The 25,704-nt window shown below is 70.5% G+C and carries 23 protein-coding genes, 1 tRNA gene and 1 other RNA gene; 11 read left to right on the top strand and 14 right to left on the bottom strand.

Annotated features, from left to right (window positions below):
* Positions 1 to 9: 9 nt before the first annotated feature.
* Positions 10 to 1,773, top strand: coding sequence for a bifunctional 3'-5' exonuclease/DNA polymerase (locus ACWGPE_RS08205; protein ID WP_275505839.1), 1,764 nt, complete (start codon positions 10 to 12; stop codon positions 1,771 to 1,773).
* On the opposite strand, the gene ACWGPE_RS08200 is transcribed toward ACWGPE_RS08205, so the two are convergent.
* Positions 1,752 to 2,381 carry a PadR family transcriptional regulator gene (locus tag ACWGPE_RS08200; RefSeq protein WP_275505838.1) on the bottom strand — a complete coding sequence of 210 codons (630 nt, stop codon included), beginning with the start codon at positions 2,379 to 2,381 and terminating at the stop codon, positions 1,752 to 1,754. The two genes, ACWGPE_RS08205 and ACWGPE_RS08200, sit on opposite strands and share 22 nt — an antisense overlap.
* 217 nt (positions 2,382 to 2,598) lie before the next feature.
* Between ACWGPE_RS08200 and ACWGPE_RS08195 the strand changes: the two genes are divergently transcribed.
* Positions 2,599 to 3,120, top strand: a complete 522-nt coding sequence (locus ACWGPE_RS08195; RefSeq protein ID WP_231431104.1) for a DUF3145 domain-containing protein — start codon at positions 2,599 to 2,601, stop codon at positions 3,118 to 3,120.
* Between the two features lie 137 nt (positions 3,121 to 3,257).
* Here ACWGPE_RS08195 and ACWGPE_RS08190 read toward each other — a convergent pair whose 3' ends face one another.
* The 6 genes from ACWGPE_RS08190 to aceE all read right to left on the bottom strand — a co-directional run bounded on the left by ACWGPE_RS08190 (position 3,258) and on the right by aceE (position 10,908).
* The gene (locus ACWGPE_RS08190) at positions 3,258 to 4,493 is read right to left on the bottom strand and encodes a beta-ketoacyl-[acyl-carrier-protein] synthase family protein (protein WP_275505837.1); all 1,236 of its coding nucleotides are present in this window, start codon (positions 4,491 to 4,493) and stop codon (positions 3,258 to 3,260) included.
* Between the two features lie 81 nt (positions 4,494 to 4,574).
* Positions 4,575 to 4,823 carry an acyl carrier protein gene (locus ACWGPE_RS08185; RefSeq protein ID WP_056731598.1) on the bottom strand — a complete coding sequence of 83 codons (249 nt, stop codon included), beginning with the start codon at positions 4,821 to 4,823 and terminating at the stop codon, positions 4,575 to 4,577.
* Between the two features lie 66 nt (positions 4,824 to 4,889).
* Positions 4,890 to 5,894, bottom strand: a complete 1,005-nt coding sequence (locus tag ACWGPE_RS08180; RefSeq protein WP_231431102.1) for a beta-ketoacyl-ACP synthase III — start codon at positions 5,892 to 5,894, stop codon at positions 4,890 to 4,892.
* A gap of 32 nt (positions 5,895 to 5,926) precedes the next feature.
* Positions 5,927 to 6,847 (bottom strand): ACP S-malonyltransferase, encoded by a 921-nt coding sequence (locus ACWGPE_RS08175; protein WP_231431101.1) that lies wholly within the window; start codon positions 6,845 to 6,847, stop codon positions 5,927 to 5,929.
* 115 nt (positions 6,848 to 6,962) lie between these two features.
* Positions 6,963 to 8,171, bottom strand: coding sequence for a PucR family transcriptional regulator (locus ACWGPE_RS08170; protein ID WP_231431100.1), 1,209 nt, complete (start codon positions 8,169 to 8,171; stop codon positions 6,963 to 6,965).
* 10 nt (positions 8,172 to 8,181) lie between these two features.
* Entirely contained in the window at positions 8,182 to 10,908 is a 2,727-nt protein-coding gene (aceE, locus tag ACWGPE_RS08165) for a pyruvate dehydrogenase (acetyl-transferring), homodimeric type (RefSeq protein WP_452048484.1), read from the bottom strand.
* A 161-nt stretch (positions 10,909 to 11,069) separates the two neighbouring features.
* Here aceE and ACWGPE_RS08160 point away from each other — a divergent pair, with 161 nt between their 5' ends.
* From ACWGPE_RS08160 to rnpB, 5 genes are all read left to right on the top strand, one after another.
* A complete protein-coding gene (locus ACWGPE_RS08160) occupies positions 11,070 to 11,540 on the top strand; it encodes a peroxiredoxin (RefSeq protein ID WP_231431098.1) in 471 nt (156 codons plus the stop codon).
* A 64-nt stretch (positions 11,541 to 11,604) separates the two neighbouring features.
* Positions 11,605 to 11,677, top strand: a tRNA-Val gene (locus ACWGPE_RS08155).
* Position 11,678: 1 nt separating this feature from the next.
* Entirely contained in the window at positions 11,679 to 12,497 is an 819-nt protein-coding gene (locus ACWGPE_RS08150) for a Nif3-like dinuclear metal center hexameric protein (protein WP_231431097.1), read from the top strand.
* Between the two features lie 37 nt (positions 12,498 to 12,534).
* Positions 12,535 to 13,272 (top strand): zinc ribbon domain-containing protein, encoded by a 738-nt coding sequence (locus tag ACWGPE_RS08145; RefSeq protein ID WP_231431096.1) that lies wholly within the window; start codon positions 12,535 to 12,537, stop codon positions 13,270 to 13,272.
* A 20-nt stretch (positions 13,273 to 13,292) separates the two neighbouring features.
* An RNA gene (gene rnpB / locus ACWGPE_RS08140) (RNase P RNA component class A) lies at positions 13,293 to 13,670 on the top strand.
* Between the two features lie 67 nt (positions 13,671 to 13,737).
* Here rnpB and ppgK read toward each other — a convergent pair.
* Positions 13,738 to 14,490: a polyphosphate--glucose phosphotransferase gene (gene ppgK, locus ACWGPE_RS08135; RefSeq protein WP_231431095.1), complete on the bottom strand. Its 753-nt coding sequence runs from the start codon at positions 14,488 to 14,490 to the stop codon at positions 13,738 to 13,740.
* A gap of 49 nt (positions 14,491 to 14,539) precedes the next feature.
* Positions 14,540 to 15,403, bottom strand: a complete 864-nt coding sequence (map, locus tag ACWGPE_RS08130) for a type I methionyl aminopeptidase (protein WP_231431094.1) — start codon at positions 15,401 to 15,403, stop codon at positions 14,540 to 14,542.
* An 11-nt stretch (positions 15,404 to 15,414) separates the two neighbouring features.
* Between map and ACWGPE_RS08125 the strand changes: the two genes are divergently transcribed.
* Positions 15,415 to 15,600: an SPOR domain-containing protein gene (locus tag ACWGPE_RS08125; protein ID WP_231431093.1), complete on the top strand. Its 186-nt coding sequence runs from the start codon at positions 15,415 to 15,417 to the stop codon at positions 15,598 to 15,600.
* An 8-nt stretch (positions 15,601 to 15,608) separates the two neighbouring features.
* On the opposite strand, the gene panB is transcribed toward ACWGPE_RS08125, so the two are convergent.
* Positions 15,609 to 16,517: a 3-methyl-2-oxobutanoate hydroxymethyltransferase gene (gene panB, locus ACWGPE_RS08120; protein WP_231431092.1), complete on the bottom strand. Its 909-nt coding sequence runs from the start codon at positions 16,515 to 16,517 to the stop codon at positions 15,609 to 15,611.
* 99 nt (positions 16,518 to 16,616) lie between these two features.
* On the opposite strand from panB, the gene glnA (ACWGPE_RS08115) reads away from it, so the two are divergent.
* Positions 16,617 to 17,954, top strand: a complete 1,338-nt coding sequence (glnA, locus tag ACWGPE_RS08115; protein ID WP_231431091.1) for a type I glutamate--ammonia ligase — start codon at positions 16,617 to 16,619, stop codon at positions 17,952 to 17,954.
* A 7-nt stretch (positions 17,955 to 17,961) separates the two neighbouring features.
* The gene (locus ACWGPE_RS08110; protein WP_275505834.1) at positions 17,962 to 20,976 is read left to right on the top strand and encodes a bifunctional [glutamine synthetase] adenylyltransferase/[glutamine synthetase]-adenylyl-L-tyrosine phosphorylase; all 3,015 of its coding nucleotides are present in this window, start codon (positions 17,962 to 17,964) and stop codon (positions 20,974 to 20,976) included.
* Positions 20,977 to 21,111: 135 nt separating this feature from the next.
* On the opposite strand, the gene glnA (ACWGPE_RS08105) is transcribed toward ACWGPE_RS08110, so the two are convergent.
* Positions 21,112 to 22,536 carry a type I glutamate--ammonia ligase gene (glnA, locus tag ACWGPE_RS08105; RefSeq protein WP_231431089.1) on the bottom strand — a complete coding sequence of 475 codons (1,425 nt, stop codon included), beginning with the start codon at positions 22,534 to 22,536 and terminating at the stop codon, positions 21,112 to 21,114.
* Between the two features lie 135 nt (positions 22,537 to 22,671).
* Between glnA (ACWGPE_RS08105) and ACWGPE_RS08100 the strand changes: the two genes are divergently transcribed.
* Positions 22,672 to 23,106, top strand: coding sequence for an RDD family protein (locus ACWGPE_RS08100; RefSeq protein WP_231431088.1), 435 nt, complete (start codon positions 22,672 to 22,674; stop codon positions 23,104 to 23,106).
* A gap of 81 nt (positions 23,107 to 23,187) precedes the next feature.
* Here the strand turns inward: ACWGPE_RS08100 and ACWGPE_RS08095 are convergent, their stop codons facing one another.
* The 3 genes from ACWGPE_RS08095 to lipB form a co-directional block, all read right to left on the bottom strand.
* Positions 23,188 to 23,901 carry a DUF4191 domain-containing protein gene (locus tag ACWGPE_RS08095; RefSeq protein ID WP_231431087.1) on the bottom strand — a complete coding sequence of 238 codons (714 nt, stop codon included), beginning with the start codon at positions 23,899 to 23,901 and terminating at the stop codon, positions 23,188 to 23,190.
* A gap of 98 nt (positions 23,902 to 23,999) precedes the next feature.
* Positions 24,000 to 24,989, bottom strand: coding sequence for a lipoyl synthase (lipA, locus tag ACWGPE_RS08090; RefSeq protein ID WP_231431086.1), 990 nt, complete (start codon positions 24,987 to 24,989; stop codon positions 24,000 to 24,002).
* Complete coding sequence (gene lipB, locus ACWGPE_RS08085) at positions 24,986 to 25,627, bottom strand: lipoyl(octanoyl) transferase LipB (RefSeq protein WP_231431085.1); 642 nt, start codon at positions 25,625 to 25,627, stop codon at positions 24,986 to 24,988. Before lipB ends, lipA begins: the two co-directional genes overlap by 4 nt.
* Positions 25,628 to 25,704: the final 77 nt, after the last annotated feature.

Genomic DNA, 25,704 nt, shown 5'->3' with positions numbered 1-25,704 from the left:
AATGGATACGTGCGGATCGCGGCCGGGGCCGACGGGCGCGACCGGGTCGCCCTCGTCGATCTCGACGACCCCGCGGCGAGCGCCGAAGTGATCGAGGTCGCCGACCTGCCGGCACGGGCGGCCGCGCTCGAGCAGCACGGGCCGAGGTGGGTGTGGAGCGACACTCGGCACTGGTATCCGATGCTGCTCGACGCCGGTGTCCGCATCGAGCGGTGCCACGACCTCCTGCTCTGCGGTGCGATCCTCGAGGGGTCGACCGATGCGCGTGCCGCTCGCGAAGCCGAGACGGGCAGGCCGCGATGGCTCGACGCCGCACCGAACCTCTCGGGTGGTGGGGTCGGCGCGGTCGCGCCCTCCTCGCACTCGGGCGCGGGAGCGACCGCCCTGTTCGAACTGGGGGAAGCGCTCGACGACGGTGCATCCCCGAACACGAATCCGGCGACCGTCGTCCTCGACGCGGTCGTCGCGGAGTTCCGGCGGCAGGAGCGGCTGACGCGCGCGAGTGCACGTCCCGGAGCGATGCGGCTGCTCCTCGCGGCCGAGTCGGCCGGTGCCCTGATCGGCGCTGAGCTGCATGCCGCCGGTCTTCCGTGGCGGAGGGAGGTCCACGAGGCGATTCTCGAGGCCGAGCTCGGCCCGCGTCCGAAACCCGGCTGGAAGCCCGAGCGCATGGCGATCCTGGCGGCCGAGGTCCGCGCCGCGCTCGAACAGCCCTCGGCCAACCTCGATTCGCAGGTCGAGCTGTTGCGTGCGCTGCGGAACGCGGGCATCCAGGTCGACTCCACGGCCAAATGGGAGCTTCGCGACCACGACCACCCGGCGATCGCCCCGTTGCTCGCGTACAAGCGATCGGCGAGGCTCCTGAGCGCGAACGGCTGGGCGTGGCTCGACGAATGGATCGCCGACGGGCGATTCCGCCCCGACTACGTACCGGGCGGCACGGCGACGGGACGTTGGGCGACCTCAGGGGGTGGAGCGCTGCAACTGCCGAAGAACATTCGCGGCGCCGTGGTCGCCGACCCGGGCTGGTCGCTCGTCGTCGCCGACGCGGCCCAGCTCGAGCCCCGGGTGCTCGCGGGCCTGGCCCACGACGATTCGATGGCCGCGGCCGCGCGAGGGCGCGACATCTATCAGGGCATCGTCGACGACGGCGTCGTCGAGACGCGCGACCAGGCGAAGGTCGCGATCCTCGGGGCGATGTACGGAGCGACGACGGGCGACAGCGGACGGCTCGTGCCCCGCCTGGCGCGTGCCTACCCGCGAGCGATGGCGCTCGTCGACCGGGCGGCGGCGACGGGTGAACGCGGCGGACAGGTCACCACGAACCTCGGGCGGTCGTCGCCCGCCCCGGCGTCGTCCTGGCATGCCGTCCAGGCCAGGGCGAGTGAGCCCGACGCGACTCCGGCCGACGAGCGCCGCGCGCGCAGCGTCGCGCGCGACTGGGGCCGGTTCACCCGCAACTTCGTGGTGCAGGGGAGTGCCGCAGAGTGGGCGCTCTGCTGGATGGCGGCGCTTCGCACCCGCCTCGCCGCCCTCCCGCCCTCGATCAAGCGCGCCGAGCGGTCGGGGCCGGTGTTCGGCGCGGTGCCCCACCTCGTCTACTACCTGCACGACGAGATCATCGTGCATACGCCGAGCGAGCATGCCGAAGCGGTCGCGACCGCGGTCCGGGCGTGCGCCGTCGACGCGGGCCGACTGCTCTTCGGCGACTTCCCGGTCGACTTTCCGCTCGACCTCGCGATCGTCGACAGCTACGCGATGGCCGACGGTTGAGCCTCCCCGGCGGCGTCCGAGGTCACCGCAGGGCGACGGCCGCGCCGCGGGCGCTCGGCCGTCGGCGCGAACGCGAGCGTCCGGCCGGATGCCGATACGCGTGCCGTCGTATCGAGCCAGTCGATCGCCGCGCGTGCTCGGGCGGCATCCGCGGCCCCGGCCAGGCGCACCAGTTCGGTGGCCGCCGCCGTCGTGCCGGTGGCCTCGTCGACGTCACCGTCGGCTTCGGCCGATGCGAGTCGGTCGGCCCATCGCGCGCGCTCGTTCGTGATGATCGCGCGATCATCGACGTCAGGCAGTGACGCGCCGATCAGCACGCGATCGATCGTCTCGTCCCACGGGTCGGCGCCCGAGGCATCCGTGCCCTCGAGCCAGCCGCGCGCGACCGCGGTTCCTGCCGCGGTGAGCCGGTGCAGCGGGAGTCCGTCCGCCGTCGTCCCGGCCGATTCGGTCAGGCCGGCCTTCGAGGCCCGCTCGAGCGTCGCGTAGCTCTGCCCGACGTTGACGCGTCGGCGTCCGCCGGTTCGCGTCGCGAGCGCCGAATGCAGCTGGAAGCCGTAGGCGGGTCCGGTGAGCAGCAGTGCGAGGAGCGCTTCTCTGACGGCCATCGGCGGCTTCCCTTCCACGCGAGCGAATACCTCACCGAGCATAGTGTTGTCGACGGGGCATGATGCCGAGGCACGGCGAACCGAGGGGAACCCTTGTCAACCCGCCTGATCCGGGGCATAATCGGCGGTGCGGCCGATGCCGCCCACAATCGAACACCGGCCACCCGCCGTTCCGAGGTCGTAGGGGAAGACGCACCTCACGAGAACGGAGATGGAGATGGCAGAGACGGTCGCGCGGACCGCACGCGCCGCGCGGGGTGTGCTGTTCGTGCATTCCTCGCCGCGGGCGCTCTGTCCGCACGTCGAGTGGGCAGCAGGGCGCGCCCTCGGAGTCCCCGTGAACTTCGACTGGCAGGAGCAGCCCGTGCTTCGCGGTGCGCTGCGCGCAGAGTTCTACTGGGAGGGTGACGCCGGATCGGGCGCTCGCATGGCCTCGGCGCTGCGCGGCTGGGAGCAGCTGCGGTTCGAGGTGAGCGAGGACGCGACGCCCGGCAGCGACGGTGCTCGTTGGATGCACACACCAGAGCTCGGCGTCTTCTTCGCGCAGACCGACTCGGCCGGCAACACCGTCGTGCCCGAGGACCGCATCCGCTACGCCATGGAGATGGGCGGGCACGACGCACGGGAACTCCATCGCGAGCTCAGGCTCGCGCTCGGGCAGGCCTGGGACGACGAGCTCGAGCCCTTCCGCCACGCGAGCGACTTCGCCCCCGTCGTGTGGCTGCACCAGGTGGGGTGATACGACCGAGGGCCGGCTGCGGCGCGACGCGGAGGTCGGACGGGGAACCCCGGCAGACGTACGAGCGAAGCAGACGGCCCCATGACGAGAAGGACCCCGGCGCGTCAGCGCCGGGGTCCTTCGATGCGAGTCGCCGATCAGGCCGAGCGGAACGCGACGACGGCGTTGTGCCCGCCGAACCCGAACGAGTTCGAGATCGCGAGCTGGTCGCCGCTGCCGAGCTCCTGCGTCGCGCCCGAGACGCGGAACGGGACCTCCGGGTCCTGTTCGGTGATGTTGATCGTCGGCGGGGCCACGCGGTCGCGCAGTGCGAGCACGGTGAAGATCGCCTCGAGCGCTCCGGTGCCGCCGAGCAGGTGCCCGGTCGAGGCCTTCGTCGCCGACACGGGGATGTCGTCGACCCGGGCGCCGAACACGGCCTTGAGCGCCTGGTACTCGTTCGGGTCGCCGACGGGCGTCGACGTCGCGTGGGCGTTGATGTGGGTCACCTCGTCGGGCGATGCGCCCGCCTGCTCGAGTGCGAGCCTCACCGCGCGGGCGGCACCGCGGCCCTCGGGGTCGTTCGCCGTGATGTGGTACGAGTCGGCCGTGACGCCGCCGCCGGCGACGTACGCGTAGATCTTCGCGCCGCGCGCCTTGGCGTGCTCCTCGGTCTCGAGGATGAGGACGCCGGCGCCCTCGCCCATGACGAAGCCGTCGCGGTCGATGCTCGTCGGGCGCGATGCCGTCGCCGGGTCGTCGTTGCGCTTCGACAGCGCCTGCATCGAGGCGAACGAGGCGATGGTGATCGGGTGGATCGCCGATTCGGTGCCACCGGCGATGACGACGTCGGCGAGGCCGTCCTGGAGGTGCTCGATGGCGTTGAAGATCGACTCGGTGCTCGATGCGCAGGCGCTCGCGACCGTGGTCGCGAAGGCGCGGGCGCCGAAGTGCAGCGAGAGGTTGCCGGAGGCCGAGTTCGGCATGAGCATGGGCACCGTCATCGGGAGGACCCGTCGCGGGCCCTTCTCGCGCAGCGTGTCCCACGCGTCGAGCAGCGTCCAGACGCCGCCGATGCCGGTGGCGAAGTCGACGCCGAGACGCTCGGGGTCGACCTCGGGGCTGCCTGCGTCGGCCCACGCTTCGAGCGCGGCGACGAGTGCGAGCTGCGACGACGGGTCGAGTCGCTTCGCGACCGGGCGCTCGAGCACGGTGTCGGGCCGCACGAGGGCTTCGGCGGCGAAGGTGACGGGCAGCGAGTACTCGGCCACCCAGTCGTGTTCGAGGGTGCGTGCGCCCGATGCGCCGGCGAGCAGCGCGGCCCAGCTGTCGGGGGCGGTGCCGCCGATCGGCGACGACGCACCGATGCCGGTGACGACGATGTTCTTGGTCATGACGAAAACACTCCGGGGAGGAAGACGAAGGGGACGGATCGAGCGGGCCGGGACGTTGCCGCGGCCCGCTCGTCGCAGCGACTAGGCCTGGGCCTTGACGATGAAGTCGACGGCGTCGCCGACGGTCTTGAGGTTCTTGACCTCCTCGTCGGGGATCTTCACGTCGAACTTCTCCTCGGCGTTGACGACGATCGTCATCATCGAGATCGAGTCGATGTCGAGGTCGTCGGTGAACGACTTGTCCAGCTCAACCGTGTCGGTCGCGATGCCGGTCTCGTCGTTGATGAGCTCGGCCAGGCCGGCAAGCACTTCTTCGGTGGACAATGCCATGGTTCTTCTCCTTGAGGGGTGTCTCGTTTGACCGAGTGACAGTCTAGATGGACAGGGGTCGGCGGTTCAGGGGAGAACCACCACTTGGGCGCCGAACACGAGTCCGGCGCCGAAGCCGATCTGGAGGGCGAGGCCTCCGGAAAGCTCGGGGTGCTCTTCGAGCAGGCGGTGCGTTGCGAGCGGGATCGAAGCGGCCGAGGTGTTGCCGGTCGTCGCGATGTCGCGGGCGATCACCACGGACTCGGGCAGCTTGAGCTGCTTCGCGAACTCGTCGATGATGCGCATGTTCGCCTGGTGCGGGATGAAGGCGGCGAGGTCGGCGCTCGTGACGCCGGCGGCGTCGAGGGCCTGCTTCGCGACCTTCGCCATGTCCCACACCGCCCAGCGGAAGACCGTCTGGCCCTCCTGACGGAGCGTCGGCCACTCGGCCGCGCCGTCACGGAACTCGATGAGGGTGCTGTTCATGCCGACCGCGCCCGCCTTCGAGCCGTCCGAACCCCAGATGGTGCGTGCGATGCCGGGCGTGTCGCTCGGGCCGATGACGGCGGCGCCGGCGCCGTCGCCGAGGAGGAACGAGATGGAGCGGTCGGTCGGGTCGACGACGTCGGAGAGCTTCTCTGCGCCGATCACGAGCGCGTAGTGCGCCGCGCCGGCGCGGATGAGGGCGTCGGCCTGGGCCACCGCGTAGGCGTAGCCGGCGCATGCGGCGTTCGTGTCGTAGGCGGCGGCGGGGTTCGCCCCGACCCGATCGGCGACGACCGCAGCCATCGACGGGGTCTGCTGCACGTTCGAGATCGTCGCGATGATGACGAGGTCGACGAGCTCGGGGGCGACGCCCGAGCGTTCGATGGCCTCGGTCGCCGCGGCCGTCGCGAGGTCGAGCGCCGACACGTCGGCGTCGGCGCGGGTGCGGGTCACGATGCCGGTGCGCTGCTGGATCCACTCGTCGGACGAGTCGATCGGGCCGACGAGGTCGTCGTTCGGCACCGCGTTCGCGCCGCGCGCAGCACCGAGTGCGTAGATGCGCGTGTAGGCGGGTCCGTGCGACTGCTGGAGGGTTGGTCTCGTCATGCTCGGCTTTCTCCGTTCGCGGGGGCGGCGGCTCAGGCGGCCTGGTCGATGAGCTCGATGGCGGCGGCGAGGTCGTCGGGAGTCTTCACGGCGACCGTCGGCACGCCCTTGAGGCCGCGCTTGGCGAGACCGACGAGCGCGCCGGCGGGTGCGAGCTCGATGATGCCGGAGACGCCCGCTTCGGCGAACGACTCCATGCAGCGGTCCCAGCGCACGGGCGACGAGACCTGCCCGACGAGGAGTTCGAGGAACTCGGTGCCGGAGGCGACCGTGCTGCCGTCGCGGTTCGTCCAGATCGGCAGGGCGGGGTCGGCGGGGGAGAGCCGCTCGGCGACCTCGGCGAGGCGCTCGACGGCGGGTCGCATGTACCGGGTGTGGAACGCGCCGGCGACCTGCAGCGGAATGACCCGTGCGCCGGCCGGCGGCTCGGCCTTCAGCTGCTCGAGGGCGTCGACCGCGCCGGCGACGACGATCTGCCCGCCGCCGTTGAAGTTCGCGGGTTCGAGGCCGAGCTCGGCGAGGCGCGCGAGCAGATCGGCCTCGTCGCCGCCGAGCACGGCGCTCATCCCGGTCGGCTCGAGCGCAGCGGCCTCGGCCATCGCGCGGCCGCGCTCGGCGACGAAGCCGATCGCCTCGGTGCCGGTCAGCACGCCGGCCCCGGCGGCCGCCGTGATCTCGCCGACCGAGTGTCCGGCGATCCCGCCGATTCGCTCTGCACGCCCGTCGTCGAGCAACGCGTCGAGCGTGAGCAGGCCGGCCGCAACGATGAGCGGCTGCGCGACCGCGGTGTCGCGGATGGTGTCGGCGTCGCTCACCGTGCCGTGCGCGGCCAGGTCGATGCCCGCGGCGGCCGAGAGCGCGTCGAGGCGCTCGGCGAAGCCGGGTTCTGCGAGCCAGGGGGTGAGGAATCCGGGGGTCTGAGAGCCCTGTCCAGGGCAGACGACGACGATCACCACCCCAGTCTGCCAATCACAGGACGAACTGTGGTGTGCACACGCCACAAGCTCTTCGCACAACCGTTGTATCGACTGCACAGCGTCGCGATGCCACGGCCATGCTTGGGCCGGTTCAGGATGGTCGTCGCGGGGCGTGCTCGTGGTCGCTCATCGATCCGATGATGAGCGCCGACTGGAGGATGAGCGCCTCGCGTGCGCCCGTGGCATCCCAGCCGATGACGTCGGAGACGCGCTTCAGCCGGTACCTCACCGTGTTGGGGTGCACGAAGAGCTCCCGGGCGGTCGCCTCGAGCGACCGGCCGTTGTCGAGGTAGCTCCAGAGCGTCGTCAGCAGCTCGGTCGAGTGCGCCTGCAGGGGGCGGTAGATGCGGTGGACGAGCGTCGCACGCGCGAGCGGGTCGCCCGCGAGCGCGCGCTCGGGTAGCAGGTCGTCGGCGTGCACGGGTCGCGGCGCGTGCCGCCACGACCGGGCCACCGCGAACCCGGCGAGCGCCGCCTTCGCGCTCTTCGACGCGTCGACGAGGTTCGGCACGGCGTGCCCGAGCACGAGATGGCCGGGACCGAAGTGCGGCTCGAGCTGCGCCGCGATCTCCATGAACGTGAGGGCGGGCGAGGTGCCGATCGACTCCTCGCCGTCGGGGGAGAGGGGGTCGGCCCGGCCGATCACGAGTACGAGGCGATTGCCCTGCACGCCGATGAGCACGTCGGCGTGCATGTGCCGGGCGGCGCGGCGCACGTGGTCGACGTCGAGCTGCTTCGGCGCCGTGCCGACGAGCACGGCCACCTCGCCGTGACCGTGCCAGCCGAGGGCGGCGATGCGGCTCGGAAGCTCGTCGTCGGACTCGCCGGAGAGGATGGAGTCGACGACGAGGGCCTCGAGCCGGGCGTCCCACAGGCCGCGCGCCTCGGCGGCGCGGGCGTAGACGTCGGCTGCCGCGAACGCGATCTCACGCGAGTACAGCAGGATCGCCTCGCGGAGCGGCTCGCCGCCGTCCTTCACCCGTTCCTCGACGACCTCGACCGTCACCCGGATGAGTTGCAGCGTCTGCTGCAGGCTCACCGACCGCAGGAGCTCCCGCGGCGCGGCGCCGAACACGTCGGCGGCGATCCAGGGCGTCGACCGGGGGTCGTCGAACCACGCGATGAACGACGAGATGCCGGCTTGGGCGACGAGGCCGACAGCGGAACGGCGGCTCGGGGGCATGTCGCCGTACCACGGCAACGTGTCCTCGAGTCGCTTGAGCGTCGCAGTCGCGAGCTCACCCGCGATGGTGCGCAACCATGCGAGCGTCTCCGCCTTCGTCTTCGGCCTCGTCGCCACCTCGCGCCCGCTAGCTCTCGCCGCCGGCCGATCCGGTCGTACCGGCGTTCACGTCGTGCAACCGGTACTTCTCGATCGCCTGGGCCGGCAACGAGCGGTCGACCTCGCCTCGGTCGGCGAGCAGCTCGAGTGTGCGCACGACGACCGACGGGCCGTCGATCTTGAAGAAGCGACGGGCCGCCGCGCGCGTGTCGGAGAAGCCGAAGTCGTCTGCGCCGAGCGTCGCGTACTGACCGGGCACGTAGGCGCGGATCTGGTCGGGCACCGCGTGCGCGTAGTCGGAGACGGCCACGAACGGACCCTGGGCCCCGCCGAGCTTCTGCGTCAGGTACGGGACCTGCCGCTCGGCGTCGGGGTTGAGGAAGTTGTGCTCGTCGGCGGCGACGCCGTCACGGCGGAGCTCGGACCAGCTGGTCACGCTCCAGATGTCCGCCGACACGCCCCAGTCGTCCGCGAGGAGCTGCTGCGCCTCGAGGATCCACGGCACGGCGACACCCGAGGCGAGCAGCTGGGCCTTCGGGCCGGCGGCACCGGACTCCGAGAGGCGGTGGATGCCGCGGACGATGCCGTCGACGTCGACGCCCTCGGGCTCGGCCGGCTGCACGATCGGCTCGTTGTACACCGTGAGGTAGTACATGACGTTCGGGTCGGCGTGCTGGCCGCCGTACATGCGCTCGAGGCCCGAACGCATGATGTGCCCGATCTCGTAGCCGTACGCGGGGTCGTACGAGACGACCGCGGGGTTCGTCGCTGCGAGGAGCGGCGAGTGACCGTCGGCGTGCTGGAGGCCCTCACCCGTGAGCGTCGTGCGCCCGGCGGTCGCGCCGATGATGAAGCCGCGCGCCATCTGGTCGCCGGCGGCCCACATCGCGTCGCCCGTGCGCTGGAACCCGAACATCGAGTAGAACACGTAGATCGGGATCAGCGGCTCGCCCTGCGTCGAGTACGACGTGCCCACGTTGGTGAACGCGGCGAGTGCGCCGGCCTCGTTGATGCCGACGTGCACGATCTGCCCCTGCGGGCTCTCCTTGTACGCCAGCAGCAGCTCGCGGTCGACCGACGTGTAGTGCTGGCCGTTCGGGTTGTAGATCTTCGCGGTCGGGAAGAACGCGTCGATGCCGAAGGTGCGCGCCTCGTCGGGGATGATCGGCACGATGCGGTGGCCGAAGTCCTTCGAGCGGATCAGGTCCTTCAGGAGTCGCACGAACGCCATGGTCGTCGCGATCTCCTGCGTGCCCGAGCCCTTCTTCGCGATCGCGTAGGCCGACTCGTCGGGCAACGTGATCTGCGTGTACTTCGCGCGGCGCTCGGGCGTGTAGCCGCCGAGTGCGCGACGCCGCTCGTGCAGGTACTGGATCGCCGGGTCGGTCTCACCCGGGTTGTAGTACGGCGGCAGGTAGGGGTTCTCCTCGAGCTGCGAGTCCGTGATCGGGATGCGCATCGAGTCGCGGAACGTCTTCAGGTTGTCCAGCGTCATCTTCTTCATCTGGTGGGTCGCGTTGCGACCCTCGAAGGCGGGACCGAGTCCGTAGCCCTTGATGGTCTTCGCGAGGATGACGGTGGGCTGGCCCTTGTGCTCGACCGCGGCCTTGAACGCCGCGTACACCTTGCGGTAGTCGTGGCCGCCGCGCTTGAGGCCCCAGATCTCGTCGTCGCTCAGGTCTTTCACGAGCTCGAGGGCGCGGGGGTCGCGGCCGAAGAAGTTCTCCCGCACGTAGGCGCCCGACTCGGCCTTGTACGTCTGGTAGTCGCCGTCGGGGGTGACGTTCATGAGGTTGCGGAGCGCGCCCTCGTGGTCGTTCGCGAGCAGCGAGTCCCACTCGCGACCCCAGATGACCTTGATCACGTTCCAGCCCGCACCGCGGAAGAAGCTCTCGAGCTCCTGGATGATCTTGCCGTTGCCGCGCACCGGGCCGTCGAGCCGCTGGAGGTTGCAGTTGATGACGAACGTGAGGTTGTCGAGGCCCTCGTTCGCGGCGACCTGGAGCTGGCCGCGGCTCTCGACCTCGTCCATCTCGCCGTCGCCCAGGAACGCCCAGACGTGCTGGTCGGAGGCGTCCTTGATGCCGCGGTTGGTGAGGTACTTGTTGAGCTGCGCCTGGTAGATCGCGTTGATCGGGCCGAGACCCATCGACACGGTCGGGAACTGCCAGAACTCGGGCATGAGCCGCGGGTGCGGGTAGCTCGAGAGGCCGTTCGGGGCGTGCGACTTCTCCTGGCGGAAGCCGTCGAGCTGGTCGCTCGAGAGACGGCCCTCGAGGAACGCGCGTGCGTACATGCCGGGGGAGGCGTGACCCTGGTAGAAGACCTGGTCGCCGCCGCCGGGGTGGTCCTGCCCGCGGAAGAAGTGGTTGAAGCCGACCTCGTACAGGGCGGCGCTCGACGCGTAGGTCGAGATGTGCCCGCCGACGCCGATGCCGGGACGCTGCGCGCGGTGCACGAGCATGGCGGCGTTCCAGCGGATCCACGCGCGATAGCGGCGCTCGGTCTCCTCGTCGCCCGGGAACTCCGGCTCGTTCTCGGGCGCGATCGTGTTCAGGTAGTCGGTGGTGGGCACCATCGGCACGCCGAGGTGCAGCTCCTTCGAGCGCTTCAGCAGGCTGAGCATGATCTCACGCGCCCGCTGGTGGCCCTTCTCGGCGACGAGCGAGTCGAGCGACTCCGCCCATTCGTTCGTCTCCTCGGGATCCGAGTCCATCGCCTCGACCGAGTAAGGATCCTGGTCGTTGACAGTCACACTCGACCTCTCTTCTCTGCAGGGATCACCTGCGTGGTGTGGACGTGCGCACGCCGAGGCTGACCGCCTCGCGGTCGCATGGCACCCCGCCATCCTAATGAGTCTCGTCGGGAATCGGGGGCGGTACGATGATGGGCCGTTCCGATCGGAGGTCCCCGTCCATGATCCTCGCCCCTGGTGCCGTCGCGCCCGACTTCGACCTCGTCGACCAGCACGGGCAGACCGTGCGGCTCGCCGACTTCCGCGGCCGGCGACCGGTCGTGCTCGTGTTCTTCCCTCTGGCCTTCTCGGGCATCTGCCAGGGCGAGCTGTGCGAGCTGCGCGACAACTTCGCGATGTTCGCCGACGAGTCGGTCGAGCTCATCGGCGTGTCGGTCGACTCCAAGCACACGCTCCGGGCGTGGAGCGAGGCGCAGGGCTACGGGTTCCGCCTGCTCGCCGACTTCTGGCCGCACGGCGAGGTCGCCGCGGCGTACGGCGCGTTCGACGCCGAGCACGGCGTCGCGGCACGCGCGACCTTCCTCATCGACGACGACGGCGTGGTGGTCGACAGTTTCGCCACGCCGAAGGGCGAGGCGCGTCCGCTCGAGCGGTACCGCGAGGCGCTCGCTTCGCTGCGAAGGGCCGCCTGACCCGGCGGGATGCCGCGCCGCCCGGCCGCTCGGATACGATGAGCCTGCGCCGCGTGCGGCGCGAGGGCCTTTAGCTCAGTTGGTAGAGCGCCACGTTTACACCGTGGATGTCGTCGGTTCGAGCCCGGCAGGGCCCACATGTCGCTGGTCCTCGCCGATGTGCTCGCCGTCACCGAACGCCTCTGGCCCGCGGCCGGCACCGAGGCGTGGGATGCCTCGGGGCTCGTCTCCGGCGCTCTCGACGCGCCCGTGCGGCGGGTGCTGCTGGCCGTCGACGCGGTCGCCGCGACGGTCGACGAAGCCGTGGCCTCCGGCGCCGACCTGCTGATCGCGCACCATCCGCTGCTGCTGCGGGGCGTCACGACGGTCGCAGAGGACCGCTACAAGGGCGCGCTGCTCGCCCGGCTCATCCGCGCCGACTGCGCCCTGCTCGCGGCGCACACGAACGCGGACGTCGTCGCGACCGGCACGAGCGCAGTGCTTGCCGATCGGCTCGGCCTCGCCGAGCAGCGCCCGATCGAGGCATCCGACGACGGTGACACGGGGCTCGGCCGGGTCGGTCGCCTGACCGAGCCGACCACGCTCGGCCGTCTCGCGCGACGCATCGCCGAGCTCCTCCCGGCGACCGCGACCGGCGTGCGTGCTGCCGGCGGATTCGACGACCCGGTCGAGACGGTCGCGGTCTGCGGCGGGGCCGGCGATTCGCTGCTCGGGCACCCTGCGGTACGTGCGGCCGACGTCTACGTCACCGCCGACCTGCGCCACCATCCCGCCTCCGAGGCGCGCGAGCAGGCCGCGCTCGGCGGCGGACCCGCGCTCGTCGACGTCTCGCACTGGGCGAGCGAGTGGCTCTGGCTGGACGTCGCCGCCGCCGAGCTGCGCGCGGCCCTGCCGGGGCTCGAGATCGTCGTGAGCGAGCTGCGCACCGACCCATGGGACTTCCAGGTCGTGCAATGATGACGAGTCCAGCCCAGACCCCCGCGAGGAGCACCACGTGAAGGCCACGCCCGCCGACCAGCAGGAACTGCTGCGGCTCCAGTCGATCGACACCCGCATCCAGCAGCTCGCGCACCGGCTCGGCGTCCTGCCGCAGACCGCGCAGCTCGCCGAGCTCGCCAAGCGCGAGACGGCGGTGCGCGGCACCCGTGCTGAGGCGATCGGCACGCTCGAGGACGCGAAGACGGAGCTCGCCCGGCTCGAGTCCGATGTCGCCGTCGTCGAGGCCCGTATCGCCCGCGACTCGGACCGGCTGCAGCACACCTCGTCGGTGAAGGACGTGCAGGCGCTCGAGGCGGAGCTCGCCTCCCTCGCCAAGCGGCGCGGCGACCTCGAAGACCAGGAGCTCGTCGTGATGGAGCGGGTCGAGGAGGCCGAGGTCGTCGTCTCGAGCATCGACCTGCAGCGCGCCGCCATCGAATCCGAGGTCGCCGAGCTCGAGGCCGAGCGCGATGCCGCAGCGGGCGGCATCACCGTCGAGCGCGAGCAGGCCGAGCGCGATCGGGAGGTCGTCGCGTCGGGCGTCCCCGCCGAACTCCTCGCCTTCTACGAGCAGCGTCGCACGCGCGGCGCCGGCGTCGGCGCGGCCCTCCTGCGCCAGCGCACCTGCGGCGGGTGCACGATGACGCTCACCGGCTCCGACCTCGAGTCGGTGCGTCGGTCCGCGCCCGACGACGTCGTGCAGTGCCCCGAGTGCGACCGCATCCTCGTGCGCACCGACGAGTCGGGGCTCTGACGGTAGACTTCAGGGGCGAGTGGGTCGGCAAGACGGTCGCGTCGCACGGTTCACCCCGTGCGCCGAGGAACGTCCGGGCTCCACAGGGCAGGACGGTGGGTAACACCCACCCGGGGCGACCCGCGAGACAGTGCCACAGAAAGCAGACCGCCTCCCGCGCGAGCGGGCGGTAAGGGTGAAACGGTGGGGTAAGAGCCCACCAGCGGCCGGGGTGACCCGGCCGGCTCGGTAAACCTCGTCCGGAGCAAGGTCAGACAGGGAACCATGGGGCTGCCCGTCCCGTTCCCGGGTAGACCGCTGGAGGGTCACGGCGACGTGGCCCCGAGAGAGATGGCCGTCCAGCCGCGAGACGCAAGGCTCGCGGTGAACAGAACCCGGCGTATCAGCCGGCCCGCTCGCACCACGAGGCGTGGCGCCGACTCCGGTGATCGCGCCGGCGATCGCGGGCGGCGTTGCACCACACGGTCATTTCGCCGCGAGCGACGCGGCCCCGATGATGCCGGCGTTGTTGCGGTGGCGGGCGGGTACGATCGGCGTCTTCAGGTCGAGCAGCGGCAGGAACTGCTCGTGGTGCTTCGACACGCCGCCGCCGACGACGAACAGGTCGGGCGAGAAGATGAACTCGATGTGCGCGTAGAACCGCTGCAGGCGGGCGGCCCACGACGCCCAGTCGAGCGACTCGCGCTCCATCGCGGAGTACGCCGCGCGCTTCTCGGCCTCGGTGCCGTCGAGCTCGATGTGCCCGAGTTCGGTGTTCGGAACCAGCACGCCGTCGTAGAGGAACGCGGACCCGATGCCCGTTCCGAGCGTCGTGAGGATGACGAGCCCATCGGCGTCGACCGCCGCACCGTAGCGCGACTCGGCGTAGCCGGCGGCATCCGCGTCGTTGATGAAGTGGATCTCGCGGCCGAAGGTCTCCTCGAAGAGCTCCTCGGCAGGCAGTCCGATCCACTCGCGCGAGATGTTCGCAGCCGACAGGGTGCGACCGCGCTTGACGATCGCCGGGAAGCAGACGCCGAGCGGCAGCGACTCGTCGAAGTCGGCCGAGAGCCGGTCGAGCAGCTCGGTGGTCGCGGTCAGGATGTCGGCGGGACGGCCGCCCTCGGGCGTCTTGACCTTGATGCGGTCGGAGACGAGGGTGCCCTCGCCGAGGTCGACGACTGCTCCCTTGATCCCCGTGCCGCCGATGTCGATGCCGATCGCGAGTTCCGTGGCCATGCGCTCACACTATCGCGGTGCCGTGCGGCGAACGCTCAGGCCGGATGCGTCACGGGAGGGTGAGGATCTCGGCGCCGCGGTCGGTGACGACGAGCGTGTGCTCGAACTGGGCGGTGAGGGAACGGTCGCGGGTGACGACCGTCCAATCGTCGGCCCAGACATCCCATTCGACGGTGCCGAGCGTGAGCATCGGCTCGATGGTGAACACCATGCCCTCCTCGATGACCGTCGTCGCGCTCGGGTCGTCGAAGTGGGGGATCACGAGCCCGGTATGGAACGCACGGCCCACCCCGTGCCCCGTGTAGTCGCGCACGACGCCGTAGCCGAAACGCCTGGCGTACGCCTCGATCGCGCGCCCGATCACGTTCACCTGACGGCCGGGCGCGACGGCGCGGATGCCTCGTGCGAGTGCCTCGCGCGTGCGATCGACGAGCAGCGCGGCCTCCTCGCCGGCGTCGCCGACGAGGAACGTGTGGTTGAGGTCGCCGTGCATGCCGTCGAGGAAGGCGGTGACGTCGAGGTTCACGAGATCGCCGTCGACGAGCACGGTGTCGTCGGGGATGCCGTGGCAGATGACCTCGTTGACCGAGGTGCAGCTCGACTTCGGATAGCCGCGGTAGCCGAGGGTCGACGGGTACGCCCCGTGGCCCGTGACGTACTCGTGCACGATGCGGTCGAGCTCGTCGGTCGTGACGCCCGGGCGGATGGCCGCCGCGGCCTCCTCGATCGCGCCGGCCGCGATGCGGCCGGCGGCCCGGATGCGCTCGACCTCGTCGGGTGCGTACCGGTCGCCGCCCGGGTTCGGGGCGGGTGCACGACGGCCCACGTACTCGGGCCGGGCGATGCCGGCGGGCACGGCGCGCGCCGGTGAGAGTCGTCCGGGGATCAGGTGGCCGGCGGCGTCTTTGGGCATAGGATCAGCCTATGACCGAGGACGTCGAGCACATGTTCTGGTACAACCTCAAGACCGGTGCGGTCGAACAGGGGTTCGTCTCGCAGTCGGTCGACCGGGTCGGCCCCTTCGAGACGCGGGAAGAGGCCGAGCGGGCGCTCGAGATCCTTCGCGCGAACAGTGCGAAGTGGGCCGAGGAGGACGCGGCCGACGACTGATCAGCGGGTCACTCGAACGAGTGCTCCGCGGTCGGATACGCCCCCGACTCGACGTCGGCGCGCCACTCGTTGGCCGCCGCACTGAGCACGCCGGCGAGATCCGCATACTTCTTGACGAACCGCGGCACCCGGCCGGTGGTGAGGCCGGCCCAGTCGGTCCAGACGAGCAGCTGGCCGTCGGTGTGCGGACCGGCGCCGACGCTGATGGTCGGGATGTCGAGGAGCTCGGTGACCTGGCGGGCCGCTTCGGCCGGCACCATCTCGAGCACGACGGCGAACGCGCCGGCATCCTGCACGGCCCGGGCATCTGCGAGCAGCTGGTCGAGGCCCTCGCCGCGTCCCTGGATGACGTGGCCGCCGAGCCCGTGCTCGCTCTGCGGGGTGTAGCCGATGTGCGCCATCACCGGGATGCCGGCGTTCACGATGCGCCGGATCTGCTTGGCGCTGCGCTCCCCGCCCTCGAGCTTGACGGCGTGCGCCCCGGTCTCCTTCATGAATCGCACGGCGGTGTGCAGTGCGTCCTCGGGGCCGTTCTCGTACGAGCCGAACGGCATGTCGGCGATCACGAAGGCCCGCTTGACCGCCCCGGCGACGGCGCGCGTCAGCGGGATGAGGTCGTCGACCTTGACCGGAAGCGTCGTCTCGTAGCCGAGCACGTTGTTGCCGGCCGAGTCGCCGACGAGCAGGAAGTCGATGCCCGCCTCGTCGAAGATGTGCGCCGTGAGCTGGTCGTAGCTCGTGAGCCCGGTGATCTTGATGCCGTTGCGCTTCGCGTTCTGGAAGTGGCGGGTGCGCACCCGCTTCGGACCGCCGGTCGCGGAGGCGCCGCCGTAGGGGTTCAGCTCCGCCGTGGCGTCGGAGGCCGCGCCGGTCGGGGCGGAGGTGTCGGATGCTGAGGTCTGGGGCTCGCCTGACATGCCGCAATCCTCGCACATCGGCCGAGCCCGATCGGCTGCCGCGAGGCCGCCCTGCGGCGGCCGGTGCCGGTACGCTGGGATCTGCGAGAGAGGGTGTGGATGGATAAGCAGCGCGACTTCGTTCTTCGCACGATCGAGGAGCGGGGGGTCAAGTTCGTCAGGCTCTGGTTCACCGACGTCGTCGGCACCCTGAAGTCGGTCGCGATCGCACCGGCCGAGGTCGAGGGTGCGTTCACCGAGGGCATCGGGTTCGACGGCTCGGCGATCGAGGGCCTGAGCCGCACGTACGAGTCCGACCTGCTGGCCTACCCCGACCCGTCGACGTTCCAGACGCTGCCCTGGCGGGGCGATGTGGACCCGACCGGTCGCATGTTCTGCGACATCACCACGCCCGACGGCGAGCCGGCGGTCGCCGACCCGCGCAACGTGCTGAAGCGCACCCTCGAGCGCGCCGCCGATCGCGGGTTCACCTTCTACACGCATCCCGAGATCGAGTTCTACCTGCTGCGCTCGTCGAAGTTCGGCGACGAGGGGCCGATCCCCGTCGACTCGGCCGGGTACTTCGACAACGTCCCCGGCGGCACGGCGCACGACTTCCGCCGCCGCTCGGTGCGCATGCTCGAAGACCTCGGCATCTCGGTCGAGTTCAGCCACCACGAGGCGGGCCCCGGCCAGAACGAGATCGACCTCCGCTATGCCGACGCCCTCACGACGGCCGACAACATCATGACGTTCCGCACCGTCGTCAAGGAGGTCGCGATCGAGCAGGGCGTCTACGCGACGTTCATGCCGAAGCCCTTCTCGCAGTACCCCGGATCGGGCATGCACACGCACCTGTCGCTCTTCGAGGGCGACACGAACGCGTTCTACGAGCCCGGCGCGCAGTACCAGCTGTCGAAGATCGGTCGTCAGTTCATCGCCGGCCTGCTGCGCCACGCGAACGAGATCTCGGCCGTGACGAATCAGTTCGTGAACTCCTACAAGCGGCTGTGGGGCGGCGACGAGGCACCGAGCTTCATCTGCTGGGGCCACAACAACCGCTCGGCGCTCGTGCGCGTTCCGCTCTACAAGCCGAACAAGGGTCAGAGCGCGCGAGTCGAGTATCGCGCGATCGACTCGGCGGCGAACCCGTACCTCGCCTTCTCCCTGCTGCTCGCAGCCGGCATGAAGGGCATCGAGGAGGGCTACGAGCTGCCGTCCGAGGCGGAGGACGACGTGTGGGCGCTCACCGACAGCGAGCGCCGCGCGCTCGGCTACCATCCGCTGCCGGCGAGCCTCGATCACGCGATCGAGTACATGGAGGGTTCCGAACTCGTCGCCGAGACGCTCGGCGAGCAGGTCTACAACTACGTGCTCGCGAACAAGCGGGCCGAGTGGCGCGACTACCGCTCGCAGGTCACGCCCTTCGAGCTGCACCGCAATCTCGAGATCCTCTGACCGCCGGATGTCTCGACAGGCGCCGACGCTCGGCCGACTCGCACGTGCCGGCTTCGACGACCTCGACCGGGCGTCGACGCGCCTCGGGGAGCTCGCGGCGGCGACCGGGGTCGATGGCGAGGCGCTCCTCGCGGCGCTGGGCGCAGCGGCCGACCCCGACTCGGCGCTGATCGAGTTCCGCCGCCTGCACGACCGGGCGCCTGCGGAGGTCGCCGCGGTGCTCGACGAACCCGCGGCGGCCGAGCGACTCGCCCGACTGGTGGGCGCATCGCGGGGTCTCGCCGACTTCCTGAACCGCCATCCCGCCGAGATCGCGCTGCTGCAGGCGGTGCCGGCGCCGCCGCCCACGAGCACCGAGGCGCGATCCTCGCTGCTCGCAGCGGTCGACGGACTCGCGCCCGAGCGCGTCGACGATCCCGACGCGCTGGCTGCGGCGATCCGCGTGCGATATCGCCGGCTGCTCGCCGGCGTGGCCGTCTACGACCTCACCCGGCACGACGCGGTCGACGTCGTCGAGTCCGTCTCGGCGGGGCTCGCCGACCTCGCCGGCGCCGCCCTGGACGCCGCCCTCGCCGGTGCACGCCGGATCGTCGCGCGCGACGAGGGCGCCCCCGCCGCGCCCGGCCGGTATCCCGCGGCGGAGGTCGCGGCGACGCGGCTCGCCGTCATCGGCATGGGCAAGGCCGGCGCCCGCGAGCTGAACTACGTGAGCGATGTCGATGTCATCTTCGTCGCCGAATCCGCTGACGAGCAGGCGGTGTCGACTCCGCGCGCCGTCGAGATCGCGACGCGTCTCGCGATGGTGACCATGCGATTGATCGGCGAGCCCGGCATCGAGCCGCCGCTGTGGGAGGTCGATCCGAACCTGCGCCCGGAGGGCAAGGACGGGGCGCTCGTACGCACGCTCGACTCGCACCTCCAGTACTACGAGCGCTGGGCGAAGAGCTGGGAGTTCCAGGCGCTGCTGAAGGCGCGCCCGCTCGCGGGGGACCTCGAACTCGGCGGCCGATACACGGCCGGCGTCGAGCCGATGGTGTGGTCGAGCTCGAGCCGGGAGGGCTTCGTCGAGTCGGTGCAGCGCATGCGCGAGCGGGTCACCGAGCACATCCCGGCCGACGAGGTGGATGTCCAGTTGAAGCTCGGTCCAGGTGGCCTGCGCGACATCGAGTTCACCGTGCAGCTGCTGCAGCTCGTGCACGGCGCGACCGATGATTCGATCCGGCAGGGCGGCACCCTGCTCGCCCTCACGGCCCTCGCCGAGGCAGGATACGTCGGTCGCGAGGAGGCGGGGGAGTTCTCCCGCGACTACCGGGTGCTCCGCGTGCTCGAGCATCGGCTGCAGCTCGAACGCCTTCGACGAACGCACCTGATGCCGCGAGACGCCGACAGCCTGCGCATCCTCGCTCGGGCGTCTGGGCTCGGACGCGACGCCGCCGAGCTGACCCGCGTCTGGCAGTCGACGCGGCAGCGGGTGCGCGGTCTCCACCAGCGCCTCTTCTACCGGCCGCTGCTGTCGGCGGTGGCCGCGCTGCCCGCGTCGGGCCTCGAGCTCACCAGTGCGCAGGCGGAGGCGAGGCTCGCCGCCATCGGGTTCCGCGATCCTCGCGGTGCGCTGGCGCACATCGCCGCGCTGACGTCGGGCCTCTCGCGGCGGGCGACGATCCAGCGACACCTGATGCCCGTGCTCATCTCGTGGTTCGCTGAGGGGACCGATCCCGATTTCGGGCTCCTCTCCTTCCGCCGCCTGAGCGACACGCTCGGGACGACGCACTGGTACCTTCGGCTGCTGCGCGACTCGTCCGACGCGGCGCTTCGGCTCACCCGGGTCCTGTCGGGGTCGCGCTATGCCGCCGAACTCCTCGAGCGCACACCCGAGGCGGTCGCCTGGCTCGAGGACCTCGAGGAGCTTCGACCCCGCTCGCTCGCCGCACTCCAGGACGAGACGCGCGCCGTGCTCCGACGTCACGGCGAGTCCGACGACGCGGCGAAGATCTTCCGCGCCATCCGGCGCCGCGAGATGCTGCGCCTCGCGTTGGCCGGCATCCTCGACGTCACGACCGTCGAAGAGCTCGGGCACGGGCTCACCGATCTCACCGAGAACCACATCGCCGCGCTTGTCGCGGCGATACGGGGCGGCGAGTCCGACGGCATCGAGTTCGCGGTGATCGGCATGGGCCGCTTCGGCGGCCGGGAGCTCGGCATCGGCTCCGATGCCGACATCATCTACGTGTATCGCGCTCAGGGCGCAGAGCCCGATGCAGCGCATTCCCGCGCGCTGCGCATCGTGAGCGAGCTCGTGCGACTCTCAGAGGATGCGCGGCTGCCGTTCGAGCTCGATGCCGACCTCCGGCCCGAGGGGCGCAACGGCGTCGTCGCCCGATCGCTCGACGCCTACCGCGCCTACTACTCGCGCTGGTCGCTCACGTGGGAGGCGCAGGCGCTCCTGCGGGCGCGTGGCGTCGCCGGCGACCGCGCACTGATCGACGACTTCACCGAGCTCGCCGACACCGTCCGCTATCCGAGCGAGATCGGTGAGCAGGAGGTCCGCGAGGTCAAGCGCATCAAGGCGCGCGTCGAGAACGAACGGCTTCCGCAGGGGGCCGACCCGACCCGCCACCTGAAGCTCGGCCGCGGCTCGATCTCCGACGTCGAGTGGTTCGTGCAGCTCGTGCAGCTGCAGCACGGCGCGGAGATCGCGTCGTTGCGCACGACGTCGACGCTCCGCGCGCTCGACGCCTCGACCGAGGCGGGACTCATCGATCGTGCCGATGCCGAGACGCTCCGGGCGGCGTGGGTGTTCGCCTCGCGGGCCCGCTCGGCGCTCACCCTCTGGCTCGACAAGACGACCGACGTGCTGCCCGTCGAACGTTCGCAGCTCGAGGGCGTCGCCCGCATCATGGGCTACCCGGCGGGCTCGGCGACGCAACTCGAGCACGACTACCTGCAACTCACCCGGCGGTCTCGTGCGGTGTTCGAACGGGGCTTCTACGGCCTCGAGCCGAAGCGCGAACCGACCGTCTGACGACGCGAGCAGCGCCGTGCGATCGCACGCCCGCCACGTGGAATCCGAACGGCTTCCTCGGGGTCGGAATGCACGAGAAGGGCCGCCCCGCTTGCGCGGGACGGCCCTTCGTTGGCAGCAGGGGGCTGCGGGTGATCAGACGCCGTAGTAAAGCTCGAACTCGAACGGGTGCGGCCGCTGCGCGAGGGGCTTGAGCTCCTTCTCGCGCTTGTAGTCGATCCAGGTCTCGATGAGCTCCTTCGTGAACACCCCGCCCTCGAGGAGGAAGTCGTGGTCGGCCTCGAGCGCGGCCAGCGCCTCGCCGAGCGATCCCGGCACCTGGGGAATGGCCTTGGCCTCCTCGGGCGGGAGCTCGTAGAGGTCCTTGTCGACCGGCTCGTGCGGCTCGATGCGGTTCTTGATGCCGTCGAGGCCGGCCATGAGCTGCGCGGCGAACGCGAGGTACGGGTTGCCCGAGGCATCCGGCGCGCGGAACTCGATGCGCTTCGCTTTGGGGTTGGTGCCCGTGATCGGGATGCGGATCGACGCCGAGCGGTTGCCCGCCGAGTAGACGAGGTTGACCGGGGCCTCGAAGCCCGGGACGAGGCGGTGGTACGAGTTCACCGTCGGGTTCGTGAAGGCGAGCACAGCGGGGGCGTGCTTGAGGAGGCCACCGATGTACCAGCGCGCGATGTCGCTGAGGCCGCCGTAGCCGGCCTCGTCGTAGAAGAGCGGCTTGCCGTCGTTCCAGAGCGACTGGTGGGTGTGCATGCCCGAGCCGTTGTCGCCGAAGAGGGGCTTCGGCATGAACGTCGCCGTCTTGCCCCACTGCTCGGCGGTGTTCTTGACGATGTACTTGAACTTCAGGATGTCGTCGGCCGCGTGCACCATCGTGTCGAAGCGGTAGTTGATCTCGGCCTGGCCGCCCGTGCCGACCTCGTGGTGCGAACGCTCGAGAATCAGCCCGGCGTCGATGAGCTTCAGGCAGATGTCGTCGCGCAGGTCGGCCTGCTTGTCGACGGGGGAGACCGGGAAGTAGCCGCCCTTGTAGGGGGTCTTGTTGCCGAGGTTGCCGCCCTCTTCGGCACGGCCCGAGTTCCAGGCGCCCTCCTCGGAGTCGACCGAGTAGAAGCTCGAGTGCTGGTTCACCTCGTAGCGCACGTCGTCGAAGATGTAGAACTCCGCCTCGGGGGCGAAGAAGGCCGTGTCGGCGATGCCGGTCGAGGCGAGGTACTTCTCGGCCTTCTTCGCGACCTGGCGCGGGTCCTTCGCGTAGATCTCACCGTTGCGGGGGTTGTAGATGTCGAACACCATGACCAGCGTGCGCTCGGCGCGGAACGCGTCGATGTACGCGGTCGACACGTCGGGGATGAGCTGCATGTCGGACTCGTGGATGTTCGCGAACCCGCGGATCGAGGAGCCGTCGAACAGCTGCCCGACGGTGAAGAACTCCTCGTCGACCGTGGAGGCCGGGATGTTGAAGTGCTGCTGCACGCCGGGCAGGTCGGTGAACCGGATGTCGAGGAACTTGACATCGGTCTCTTTGATGAACTTGAGCACTTCGGACGAATCACTGAACATGTGATGATCTCCAGGGGGCGGGTGGAACGGATGGACTTGCACAGCCAACGGCGACGGTATCCGCACGCCGTTTCCCGACCGTGACCGGAATGTTTCGGCCATGTTACGCCCATGCCCGATCGGTAGACTCGTGGGGTGCCCGACGCGAAACCCCAGACCTTCGGAGATCTCGAACCCAGCCGCTGGCCCGGCGAACGACTCGGGCTCCCCGCAGAGGGGAGGGGGTCGGTCGGCCGGGCGGGCCGTCGGATCGCGGCGATCTTCATCGACTGGGGCAGCGCGATGCTCATCTCGCTGCTCTTCACGCCGTACGAATCCGTTGCGTACACGTGGGTGACGCCGCTCGTCTTCGCCGTCCTGCAGATCGTGTTCATCCCGACGATCGGCGGGAGCATCGGGCACCGGCTCCTCGGCATGCACGTCGTCCCGCTCGAGGGCGGCTGGATCGGCCTCTGGCGGCCCGTCGTCCGCACGGCCCTGCTCCTCATCGTCGTGCCGGCGCTCGTGTGGGACTCCGACCAGCGCGGCTTCCACGACAAGGTCGCGGGAACGGTGCTCATCCGGGCGTGACCGGCTCCGAGCCATCCGGCCCGTGAACGACGAAGCGGCACCCGCTTCGTGAAGCGGATGCCGCGTGGTCGGCGTGTGCGCTCAGCGCATCTTGCCGCGCTGGGGCCGTACCTTCATCGGGTCGATGCCCTTGGGAATCGGCAGCGACGTCTGCAGCGAGTTCAGGCGGTTCGTGACGGCGAGCACCTCGGGCTTCGTGAGCGCCTTCTTGGTCTTGCGCAACGTCGACGGAAGCTTGTAGAGCTCGATCGATCCCTCGTCATGGCCGACGGAGATGAGCGTGATCGGCACGTTCGGCAGCACGCGGGCGACCTTGCGCTGCTCGTCGTCGAGCATGCGCTTCGTGCGCGTGGCCGGCCCTTCGCTGATGAGCGCGACCCCGCCGCGGCCGACCGCGCGGTACACCGCGTCCTGCGTCTTGCCGTTGACGGCGACCGGCATCTCGTTGCCGACCCATGCACCGCGCAGGCCGCTGCGCAGCACGGCGCCGACGGCACCCGGCTGCCCGTCGATCTGGGCATAGGCGGCACGCTCGGCACGCCGGCCGAGGACGACGAGTGCGAGCAGAAGGCCGGCGAGCACGCCGGCGACGATCCAGAGGGCGATCGTGAAGCCGTTGCCCTCGCTCAGCCAGAGGGCGAGCGCGAGGCCCGCGAGCACCGGCACGAGGAACGCGAGGAGCATCAGCCACTGCGCGGTCGGGTCGTAGCGGCGGGTCATCTGGAAGACCTGCCACATCTGCTTGAGCCGGCCCGGCTCCTTCTGAGCCTTCGATGCGTCCTTCGTGCGTGCCATGGTGTCTAGGATACCGGCGGCCGGAGGCCGCTCGGACCGCGATGGGCGCGGAGCGAGCGGCCCCAGACGAAGACGAGGTCGTCGGGCCGACCGGTCGATCAGCCGACGGCCTGGGCGAAGCCGAGCGACGTGTCGGCGAGGTGGGCGAGGCCGGGCGGGAGTGCTCGGCCCTTCGCGTGCATCGACTGCGCCCACAGCCGTCCGGCGCGGTACGACGAGCGCACGAGCGGACCCGAGAGCACGCCGAGGAAGCCGATCTCCTCCGCCTCCGCCTTGATCTCGAGGAACTCCTCCGGACGCACCCAGCGCGCGACCGGCAGATGGCGCGGGCTCGGCCGCAGATACTGCGTGACCGTGATGATGTCGGTGCCGGCGTCGTGGAGGTCGTGCAGCGCCTGCGTGATCTCTGACCGCTCCTCGCCCATGCCGAGGATGAGGTTGGACTTCGTGATGAGCCCTGCGTCGCGTCCCTGCGTGATCACGTCGAGCGAGCGCTCGTAGCGGAACGCCGGGCGGATGCGCTTGAAGATGCGCGGCACCGTCTCGACGTTGTGCGCGAACACCTCGGGCTCTGCGTCGAAGACCTGCTGCAGCAGCTCGGGCTCGCCGTTGAAATCGGGCACGAGGATCTCGACACCGGTGCCGGGGGACTGCCGGTGGATCTCGCGGATCGTCTCGGCGTAGAGCCAGGCTCCGCCGTCGGGCAGGTCGTCGCGGGCGACGCCCGTGACGGTCGAGTAGCGCAGCTGCATTCGCACGACCGACTCTCCGACGCGGCGCGGCTCGTCGGAGTCGAAGTCGGCCGGCTTGCCGGTGTCGATCTGGCAGAAGTCGCAGCGCCGCGTGCATTGCGAGCCGCCGATGAGGAAGGTGGCCTCGCGGTCCTCCCAGCACTCGTAGATGTTGGGGCAGCCGGCCTCCTGGCAGACCGTGTGCAGTTCCTCGCTCTTCACGAGCGACTGCAGCGCGCGGTATTCGGGACCCATCTTCGCCCGGGTCTTGATCCACTCGGGCTTGCGTTCGATCGGCGTCTGGGCGTTACGGACTTCGAGGCGCAGCATCCTGCGCCCCTCGGGTGCGGTGGTCATGCGGCCAGCGCCTCCTCGAACTCGTCGCGCAGACGTGCGCCCACGGCGTCGACCAGGTCGGCGGGCGTCACCGTGCGGCCGAGCTCGCGACTGATCGTGGTCACGCCGGCGTCGCGGATTCCGCAGGCGACGATCCGCTCGTACGGCTCGAGCGAGTTCGAGCAGTTGAGGGCGAAGCCGTGCATCGTGACGCCCTCGGCGACACGGATGCCGATCGCGGCGATCTTGTTCTCGAGCCCGGGCGACCCGACCCAGACGCCGGAGCGTCCGTCGACTCGGCGTCCGTCGACGCCGAGCTCCTGGAGGACGTCGATGAGGACGCCCTCGAGTCGGCGCACGTAGCCGACGACGTCGACCGGCTCGGCGAGGTGGATGATCGGATACCCCACGAGCTGGCCGGGACCGTGCCAGGTGATCTTGCCGCCGCGGTCGACGTCGATGACGGGTGTCCCGTCGGTCGGCCGTTCGTCGGGAGCGGTTCGCTTCCCGGCAGTGTAGACGGAGGGGTGCTCCAGGAGGAGGACGGTGTCGGGGCGTTCGCCCGCGACGACCGCGCGATGGACGGCGCGCTGAAGGTCGAGACCCTCGATGTACGGCACGGAGTTGGCGCTTAGCCCCGTGACGACGATGTCGAGCATTCGGCCAGTCTAGGCGACTCGTCCTCCCCAACCGTGGCGGTGCCGCATCGGGGCATCCGATCCGTCGGCTCGATCGC

The organism is Agromyces sp. NPDC055658 (assembly GCF_053618155.1).
Note: the sequence above shows the minus strand (reverse complement) of the source record. Positions and strands in the feature narration are given on the sequence as shown.